At 71.7% G+C, this 6,020-nt stretch carries 4 protein-coding genes; all 4 read right to left on the reverse strand.

All coding sequences use genetic code 11. The annotated features are described in order from the left end of the window. Window positions 1-795 (reverse strand): AAA family ATPase (locus tag G6020_RS07980; protein ID WP_182610262.1); only part of this gene is annotated, 795 nt, incomplete at its 3' end. Then, window positions 792-1,979 (reverse strand): DNA repair exonuclease, encoded by a 1,188-nt coding sequence (locus tag G6020_RS07985; protein WP_182610263.1) that lies wholly within the window; start codon window positions 1,977-1,979, stop codon window positions 792-794. The genes G6020_RS07985 and G6020_RS07980, both read right to left, overlap by 4 nt. Window positions 1,980-2,038: 59 nt before the next feature. Then, window positions 2,039-2,812 carry a hypothetical protein gene (locus tag G6020_RS07990; protein WP_259848322.1) on the reverse strand — a complete coding sequence of 258 codons (774 nt, stop codon included), beginning with the start codon at window positions 2,810-2,812 and terminating at the stop codon, window positions 2,039-2,041. Continuing rightward, window positions 2,809-5,727, reverse strand: a complete 2,919-nt coding sequence (locus G6020_RS07995; RefSeq protein ID WP_182610264.1) for an SNF2-related protein — start codon at window positions 5,725-5,727, stop codon at window positions 2,809-2,811. Before G6020_RS07995 ends, G6020_RS07990 begins: the two co-directional genes overlap by 4 nt. Window positions 5,728-6,020: the final 293 nt, after the last annotated feature.

Below are 6,020 nucleotides of genomic sequence, written 5' to 3' on the forward strand. Positions count from 1 at the left end.
CCGGAGGAGCTCCCGGAACCGTGCGACGGTTCGTCCGGCCTCCTCGAGGCGCTCCACCTCCACCTCGACGGCGGCCAGCGAGGATCGCCTGGCGGAGTGGGCGGCGGAGTGGTGTGCGTGCTCGGTCACCGCGGCATCGAGTTCGGACAGCCCCGCCCTGGCGTCGTCCAGTGCCGTGCGTGCGTCCGCGAGCCGGGTCTCCGACCGCGCGAGCTCGCCGGTGGGCTCCCCGCGTCGTGCCGTCAGGTAGCGGTGACGTTCCTCCGCGACCCGGGTGACCAGTGTGTCGTCACTCGTGGGAGCGGCCCCGCCGGCCGCGGCGTCCAGGGCTCGCCGCAGCGACTCCATCCCCTTGCCCGCCTCCACCTGACCGATGGGTTCGTCCTGGGCGATACGCAGCGCTCTCCACAGGGACCTGTCCACCCGGCGGTCCAGGAGGTCCCGCACGTAGTCGTGGGCGTCGTCACCCGTCAGCGCCACCTTCGCGGACTCCGGGAACTCGAGTGACGTGCGCTTGCCGCGCACGAACTCCTTGCGGTACCGCATCCGCTCGCGGTCGATCGTGAACTCGGCCTCCACCACCACCGGGACGTCACGCCCCACAGGGCTCGCGGCCTTGATCTCCGCTCGGCCGGAGGAGGCCTTGTGTTCGAGGAGCATCTCCAGTGCATCCATGAGGCTCGTCTTGCCCGATTCGTTGGGGCCCTCGATCACGAAGACCCCGCGGGGGGGCACCTGCACCTCCTCCCGGTCGACGCCTCGGAAGTCCTCGATACGCAGCCGGTGCAGGATCACCTCAGGCCTCCGTCCACGAGCCGGTATAGCAGACTGAGCGCATTGCCGGCGTCCTCCGAGTCCGATCCGTTCGACGCCGCCTTCTCCACGAGATCCTGAACCGCGCGCCCGGCATAGCCGTCCACGAGGTCGGTGAAGTCCGAATCCTCCGCGCGGACCACCAGGTGGGTGAGCCGCTCTCGCAGGTATGCGGCCGCGAACAGCTCCGCCCACGTCTCCAGGAGATCGTCGATCCTCGCACGCAGGGCCACCCCGACGGTCCCGGTGAGGCCCAGCTTGAGGACCGTCCTGGGTTTGTCCTCGATCGCCTCGATCCGCTCGGCGAGGGCGTCGAGGTCCGACTCGGTCTCGATCTCCGCGGTGATCGCGAGGAAGGACCACCGTCCGGTCCGGATGGGTGTCACCACACAGTCACCCCGGCCGCCGGTGGGGCTCCGCGTCCCGAGCTCGACGAGCAGAGCCTGACCGGACGCCCTCTCGACGTCGTCGAACGCCGTGGTCTCGGGGCTCCCCGAGAACCAGATCCTGTCGCCGGCACCGACACGGGTGACCGAGTGCCTGTCGCCGAGGGCCACGTAGTCCAGGTGTCCCGACCCGACGGCGCTCTCGAGCTCCGCGACGCGGATCGCCTCGACGGACGGCGAGTCACCGCCGTAGACCTCGTCGGTGCCACCGTGCGCGACGAGGATGCGCAGGGAGTCGGTCGGGCCCAGGTCGGCGAGCAACGCGGGGAGACGGGCGGGATCCGGGCGCTTGGAGGTCCACGGGACCCCCACCACCTCGACCCCGGGGCGTATCTCCACGGGCTCGGAGTCACAGATGACGGTGACGGCCCCGCCGTCCACGGCCGAGGAGAAGTCCCGGCACCTCAGTACCGACGACACGTCCAGCGGATCGTGGTTCCCGGGGAGGATCAGTACAGGTACCGGGAAGGCCGCGAGAACCTCCGCGGCACGGAGCACGACCGATCGGGGAACGGCGTTGTCCTCGAACGCGTCGCCCGCGACCACGACGAACTCGGCGCCGTGCTCGAGGGCGATGTCCCCCAGCGACGCCACCGCGGCGAGCCGGTCCGCCGTGTACACCGCCTGTGACTCGGTCCCGAGGAATCGCCGTGTCATCCCCAGCTGCCAGTCGGCCGAGTGGAGGAATCGGATCGTGTCGCCGTCCCGTCGCCTGTCCATGGCCGCATCGTAGGTGGGGGCTCCGACAGTGCTGCGGCGGGATTCGCCGACCGGGTGGATCACGGGCGCTGATCCCCCGGCCGATACCGGCTGAACGCGTCGAGGAAGTCCTCCAGGTCGGCCACCACCCGCAGTTGTTCGAGTGGATCCCCGGTCGCGGCCGCGGCGAGTCTCCTGGTGACCGGTGCGTCCAGGAGATCCTCCAGACCCGCCGGGGCGGTGGTGGGGACGGCGGGGAGAAGTGGATCCCGGCCCCACAGGCTCTCCTCCACGTCGAAGGCGACCGCGCCGACGTCCCCGTCCGCGGTCCCCCCCAGCACGGCGCCCACCGTCTCGGCCCTCAGTCCCCGGAGTGCGAACATCACCTCCGGGGTGGCGTCCCACCACTCCACGAGCACGTGGGCGGCGGACAGCACGTGTCGACACGGGCCCGGCTGGACCGGGCACCGGCACGAGTACCGGGTGGCGCCGTGGACCGCCGGGAGCAGGAGGAATCCGACCGTGTCGGAGAAATCCCCGGAGAGCGCGCCCAGCACTCCTCCCTCCTCGCGGCGGAGCGCCGTGCGGAGCGCGTCGGTGTCCGTGGCGTCGAGCGGGGCGAACTCGAACTCCACGGAGAACGGGTCCGGTTGACTGCCGTCGACGTCGCACCGCACGATGCGGCCGGAGTGCTCCAGGGAGAGCACCCTGCCGTTGCGCGCGTCCTTGCGGCCGAGGAACGCCTCGCCGCGGCTCACGCCGGATTCGAGGTCCGAGGACCACCGCCGACTCCACATGTGCGACCCGAACGGACCCGCCTTGGACCTGGTGGGGATCCCTCCTCTCCCGCTCACGTCTCGTCCGTCCCCTCGTCGGTCAGCGCGACGAGTGAGGCCAGATCGGCGTCTGTCAGTTCGGTGAGCACACCCGCGAGGGGGCCGAGCGTCAGATCCGCCAGCTCGCGCTTGGACTCGAGCAACTCGTCTATCCGGTCCTCCACCGTCCCGGGCGCCACGAGGTTCCGCACCTGGACCACCCGGGTCTGCCCGATCCTGTGGACGCGATCCGTCGCCTGGTTCTCCACCGCGGGATTCCACCACCGGTCCAGATGCACCACGTGATTGGCCTCGGTCAGCGTGAGCCCGGTCCCGCCCGCCCGGAGGGAGGCGAGCATCAGCGGTGGGCCGTCCGCGCTCTGGAACTCCTCGACCATCGAGGCCCGACCACCCGCGGTGACACCGCCGTGGAGGAACGGGACCCCGGTCGCCGCCCGGCGCTCCAACAGCGGGATGATCAGATCTCCGAAGGCACGGTACTGCGTGAACAACAGGACCTTCTCCCCCGCGTCGAGGATCTCGGTGAGGACCTCGTCCAGTGCCGCGAGCTTTCCGGACCGGTGTCGCCCACCCCGCAGCAGCGAGGACCCGTCGCCGAGATAGTGCGCAGGATGGTTGCACACCTGTTTGAGCGCGGTGAGACCGGACAGGATCGCACCCTTGCGGGCCGCACCCTCGGAGTCCCTGACCTGCTCCATCATGTCCTCGACGACCGCCTGGTACAGGGTCGCCTGTTCACGGGTCAGTGGTGAGTCGACCCTGATGTGTTGCTTGGCCGGCAGATCCGCGGCCACGAGCGGGTCCGACTTGAGTCGGCGCAGGACGAACGGGGCCGCCAGGGCACGCAGCCGGGTGGCCGCGGCCTCGTCTCGGTGCGATTCGATGGGGACCACGAACCGGGCGCGGAAGGTACTGGCCGACCCGAGCAGCCCCGGGTTGGCGAAGTCGAACACCGCCCGTAGTTCGTCCAGCCTGTTCTCCACCGGGGTCCCGGTGAGCGCGATCCGGTGCCGCGCGGGGATCGATCTGATCGCCCGGGACACCGCGGTCGCCGGGTTCTTGACCGTCTGCGCCTCGTCCGCGACCAGACGCCGCCACCTCACCCCGGTGAGCAGGTCGACGTCACGAGCTGCGGTGCCGTATGAGGTCAGGACGAGGTCGGAGTCCGCCATCTTCTCGGCCGCGCCCTCACCTCGGTCCCGACCCTGTCCGTGATGGACGTGGACCCGGAGGTCCGGCGCGAACGTCGACGCCTCCCGGGCCCACGTGGCGACCAGGGTGAGCGGCGCCACCACCAGTGTCGGTCCGGACCTCCCGGCCGCGTGTTCGACCGCGGTGAGCGCGAGCACCTGCATCGTCTTGCCGAGACCCATGTCGTCGGCCAGGACCGCCCCGGTATCGGCCCGGGAGAGCGCCGAGAGCCACCTGACACCGTCCAGTTGGTACGGACGCAGGGTGGCCCGGAACCAGTCCGGGAGCACGACCGGGGACGACGACGAGGGGATCCAGTCGAGGGTGCCCGGCGACCGGACCTCGACTCCCTCCGCCTCCTCGGACATCAACGCCCCGACCAGAGCGGGTGCGGTCGTCCGCTGGCCACGCCTGGCGGCGAGGAAGCGGGCCGCCCGCCGGAGCGCACCCGGGTCCGCCCGGACCCACTGGCCGCGGAGCTTGACCAGGTCCGACGCGGCGTCGAGCAACATCCGGGCCTCGGTGGCGTCCAACGGGTTGTCGTCGACCACCAACTCCCAGTCGACGTCCGCCAGCTGTTCGAGGCCCAACCGGTGCCCCGAGTCCACTGACTCGGTCCCGGGCTCCTTGACGGCCAGCCTGACCGCTGTCCTGATCCTGGTCCAGGCCCTCGGCAGCAGGACCTCGACCCCGCGGCCCCGGAGTGCCTCCACCCCCTCGTCGACCAGGTCGACCACGAGATCGGTCGGCAGGAGCAGGTCGGGAACACCGGCCGCCTGGGTGGCCCGCGTCAGCGGCGGCCACGAACGGACGGCCCGGTCGACCACGTCGCGAACCGGTCCGTCCACGGAGGAGGTGTCGTCGAGGTCGGAGAACGGGCGGAGCGAATCGGCGCCCGTCCGGACCAACACCTGCAGCCGCCAGAGCACACCGGGATCCCGGGACCGCTCCCCCGGCGAGTCGTCAGCCGGGTCGTCGTCCACGGCGTGGCCAGGCGTCGCGGCGCGGTCCACCTCGGCGTCGTCGGAGGGTTCGACCACCCGGAACACCACCTCGACGTCCTTCGCGGCGGCCGCCCGGCCGAACTCCCGGACGGCATCGGCCAGGCCCTGACCGCCCGAGGTCACCTGACCACCGGTGACCAGTGCGTCACCGAGATCACTGTGGCGGTCTGCCGCCAGGGGTGCCAGCGCGGTGCGGGCGTGGTGGTCCGCCAGCTCGGACAGCAGCCGGACCAGCTCCTCGCGGGTGGCGACCAGCCCGTGGCTGCGCTGGAGGCTCTCGGTGGTCCACGCCCCGATCACCGGTGAGGCGACCAGATCCCAGGACGCCTCCCACGCCCCGTCCCTGCGGGTGAGACACGGGACCACGTGGCCCGCGGCCACGAGCGCCGCGACACCCGCGGACAAGGCGGAGAACGCCCGTAGTCCCGACCCGACCCACGTGTCCTCGGCCCCGAGGAGTCGACACAGGTCGATCGCGGCGCCGACGGAGATCCGGATCCCGGGCACCGTCGCCGATCTGGCCCTGCCGTCCACGACGGCACGGATGCCGATCCGGTGGGACAGCTTGTAGCCGGAGAGGAACTCCACCACCGCATCCGGGGCCCCGGCACGGCCCACGGCCGTCACCGCGGCAGCCGGCGCCACCGAGTGCGGTCGACGCAACCCCGTGTCGCACCACAACCCCACGACCCCGGACTGCCACACGGCGTGGAGACGGGGATCGGCGGACTGGGTCACGACGACATGTAAGCACGCCCGTCCGACACGGCACTCCGGTGCGGTGCCGGGCCGGGGCCCCGACGGCCCTTCCACACCCCGGTTACCCACACCCCCGGCTCCTCCACAGGCCCGGGACCGGGACCACCGTCTGACGGCCTCCGGGGGCGTGGGGCCACCCATAATCGCCCCGTGACCGACCACGTGCCCGCCGGACCCCGACCCGGGGCATCCGGGCGGGTCGTCCCCCCGGTCGGCCCCAGGGCACTCGGCCTCACGCTGGCGATCGTGGCGGCGATCTGCGGCGTGATGTG

This window comes from Dietzia sp. B19, assembly GCF_014145155.1.
Lineage (GTDB): Bacteria > Actinomycetota > Actinomycetes > Mycobacteriales > Mycobacteriaceae > Dietzia > Dietzia natronolimnaea.